Origin of the sequence: Moorena sp. SIO4A5 (assembly GCF_010672005.1) — a bacterium.
Classification (GTDB): domain Bacteria; phylum Cyanobacteriota; class Cyanobacteriia; order Cyanobacteriales; family Coleofasciculaceae; genus Moorena.
Genome location: NZ_JAAHHZ010000565.1, coordinates 1 through 3,159 on the forward strand (window position 1 = coordinate 1; position 3,159 = coordinate 3,159).

2 protein-coding genes and 1 pseudogene are annotated in these 3,159 nt (G+C 42.7%); 1 reads left to right on the forward strand and 2 read right to left on the reverse strand.

The window, feature by feature from the left end; all coding sequences use genetic code 11:
* Positions 1-383 precede the first annotated feature (383 nt).
* On the reverse strand, positions 384-1,799 hold the full coding sequence (locus F6K57_RS41045; RefSeq protein ID WP_293074798.1) for a Rieske 2Fe-2S domain-containing protein: 1,416 nt from the start codon (positions 1,797-1,799) through the stop codon (positions 384-386).
* Between the two features lie 133 nt (positions 1,800-1,932).
* Here F6K57_RS41045 and F6K57_RS41050 point away from each other — a divergent pair, with 133 nt between their 5' ends.
* Positions 1,933-2,709 carry a PAP/fibrillin family protein gene (locus tag F6K57_RS41050; RefSeq protein ID WP_293074801.1) on the forward strand — a complete coding sequence of 259 codons (777 nt, stop codon included), beginning with the start codon at positions 1,933-1,935 and terminating at the stop codon, positions 2,707-2,709.
* A 267-nt stretch (positions 2,710-2,976) separates the two neighbouring features.
* Here the strand turns inward: F6K57_RS41050 and F6K57_RS41055 are convergent.
* Positions 2,977-3,159 (reverse strand): annotated as a pseudogene (locus F6K57_RS41055) (NAD(P)H-quinone oxidoreductase subunit 4); the annotation flags it as partial.

Consider the following 3,159-nt stretch of genomic DNA (forward strand, 5'->3'; position numbering starts at 1 on the left):
CAGAAGTTGTCTGACAGCTTCCTTTCCTTTGAATGGTTGGGAAAAGTTGAGATCCTCGTAAATACACTGGTCGTCTATCCACTCCATCGCAGCGTTAACATCCCTACGATTGATGGCTTCATAGATAGACTGGATCAGATTATGGGCAGGTGTGGTCATGAGATTTTAGATTTTAGATCTGGTTGACTGACAAAAAGTCAAGTCAAAAGTGTAATAATGCTTATGGGTCGAGGAGTTCCAAGACTTGACATTAGTGAGTGGGAGCCAGCATTCTAAGAATGAAAACTACTCACATCCTCCTTGTGCTGTGAAAAAAACTCCTGTATCTACAATCCCCTGAAGATCTAGATCACTCAACAAGCGTGACTAGGCTTCGCTTCCTTTTACTGTTTCTCTGGCCAATTACGGGGTGGAATTTCTCTTCCTTGATAAAATTGCCGCTCTAACTTACCCAAAGCCCACCAAACTCCCCCACTCATTAAAACAGCTACAGTCAAAATAATAACAGTAACAATAGATACCTCAGGGTGGATAAATACCAGTAACGGAAGCAATACCCAAACCAGTGCAGTCCCTACAGCTAATCCCAGCCTTAACCGTTGCAAGTTCGCTAAAGCCCCACGACAACTCGCGCATTTTTCCGTGTGGGAATGATACCTTTCTAAGAGAACTTCTTTGGGTAGTGATGGTGGTAGAGTTTTTCCTGGAAATGGGTCAATACTATATTGATTCACCCAAAAACGTAACTGGAATACAAATAGGTCGGCTTTAGTTGGTAAGTAAAACGCTTTATTAAAATTACCACTACCCCCTTTTTCTTCGAGATATCTTTCTTGGTAATGCAAGAAAATCTGATCATCTTCCAAAACATTATTTTGCCCAATATGGGAATACCAGCTAGGAGTTAGTTTCAGAAATAACCCTAGTAATTTGGAGGAAAACTTAAAAGGAAAGCGGGCAAATAGCCGACACTCTCCCTTGCGAATCGGAGTCGCGTACACAACTGTTAGTGTCCTGCCAAACTGCTTGGAGGTGAGGTCATGCCACATCAGTCCAGGAGCAATAAAGGTAGTATCCTGTCGTCCTAGGGTACCTTTACGGGGACCTTCTGCCCAAACCCCTTTAAATCCCCACTTCCCTGATTCTACAACCTCCAATTCCACAGGAGATACATTAGCGCGGTTACCGACACTGCGGTGGTGGGTGTAAGGAATATGACTGGGGTCGAGTACATTTTCCATCAATGTTAGGGCATCATAAGGCAAATCCCGAAACGTATTCAAGCAAACCCAACCGTCCGGGTCTTCTTCTAAGGCATCAACAATAGGAACCTTAGTTTGAGCCGCATTCTCAGCTTGTCCAGGATAAACAAATAACAACCCTTGAGCAATTGTAGTCGGTAGTGATTTGACACAGGCACGTTGGGAAATTTCAGCCTTTCCCCTTTCTTTTTGCTGTGGAATGACCTCACACTGGCCTGTTCCGGAAAAAGCCCAGCCATGATAGGGACATTCTAGCCGTCCATCCTGATTAATTCTACCTTCAGAAAGTGGAGCCAAACGGTGTGGACATTGATCGAAAAAGGCTCGCCACATCTGTTCATGCTTGTCCCACCAGAGGACAATATCCTGTTCTAACAAAGTGAAGCGAGTGGGCTGGGATTTGTCTAAATCCTTGACGTAAGAAACAGGATACCAAACTTCTTGCCAGTCAAAGACTTCTGGATCAGAGCCACCTGCTGCCAGTTCTTGGACTGCATTTTTTTGAGAGGTTACGGACTGTAAAACGCTGCTAGACATAGTAGGATTTTAAAAAAAAGTATTGGATTTTTATTCATAATAAATGTAACATTTTTGAAAAAAATACTCAATAAAAACTTAACAATCCAGGATGATATAAAGTAGCATCAGGACAGCTAAAATTTGCAATAATATGGTAGTCGTAGATTCAGAAAAACGTATATCAGCTAAAACAGCTTTGCGTCAAGTGCTTGCCGCTTGTGGTGGAAATACGAAGGATGAAGCGGTAATTGCTGCAATTAATCATTTATCTCAACTCAATCCGACAACAACACCAACACGTCATGGAGAACTCTTGGATAATGAATGGTTGTTAATTAGCGCACCTAATTTTCCAGGAGGAGAGCAACTGGCAGATGGTCAGTATGCTTACACTCTCGGTCGTCTTGCTTTTAATATGTTTCAACCCACAGGATTAAAACTGGTGATTGACCGAGTTCTCCAACCTGTATTTTTGTTGGGAGATGGTCAACAGCGCAGTTATGATATCGTTGTGGAATTTACGACCGTTGATGAGTCTATGCCTCAAATCAGGGGAATTGTACGCAACAAAGGCGTTTGTTATCCCGTTAGTGATTGGGTGCTGCAAGTACAATTTACAGGAGGTATTTTAGCTCCCCATCCATCAACAAATCTAAAAGATTGGCAAGGCATTTTTGCTGTTCAATCCCCATCTTCACAGAAAAGTTTGACAGAAAAATTGATGTCTGGTTTTTTGAAATTGATGTTCGGTTTAGTACCCCCCCAAGGGATGAACCCAGAGACTGGAGAAGTAGCATTTACCATGAAGCGATCGCCCAAAGGTCGTCTACAAATTCTCTATCTGGATGAGGAACTACGAATCGTTCGTGGGGAAAAGGGTACAGTTTTAGTCTGTGACATCGACAGGTGCGACCCCTCGCGAATTTAATTCTTAATGGTAAGAGCGCACCTACTAATTTCAAAAGCGATACAGCAAGGTAACAAGGGTTTTTACCCACTCGCGCTTTCCATCAAAACAGTAAGATGCTCCCATTTTGTTAGGAGCATCTCATTTTGGCAAATATATCGTTTTATTTTGGCGGTAGAATCACCATGATACAGCTATTTGCGGTATGTTTCTTCCAAAGTGAGATGCTCCTACTTTGTTTGGGGCGTTCTTTTTGTTTAACTCCCGCTAATTGGAAACAGGAACTAATCAATACTGGGTAACCCCAAGAATAGGTTGAGCCTTGGTGTTAGCTAACTGTGGTGCTGTGAAGGTACCAGAGTATAGAGGTGATTCCTCTTGAACAATCACTGGTAAGGATTGGCGCATTTGAGCAGCAACCGCTACAGTTTTCACATCATAGGTTTGAGTGACTAGCTTCGGATAAAGACC

Bases quoted from the DNA above. Each gene is read 5' to 3' on its own strand.
- F6K57_RS41045 (WP_293074798.1), bottom strand. From the start codon at position 1,799: ATGTCTAGCAGCGTTTTACAGTCCGTAACCTCTCAAAAAAATGCAGTC.
- F6K57_RS41050 (WP_293074801.1), top strand. From the start codon at position 1,933: ATGGTAGTCGTAGATTCAGAAAAACGTATATCAGCTAAAACAGCTTTG.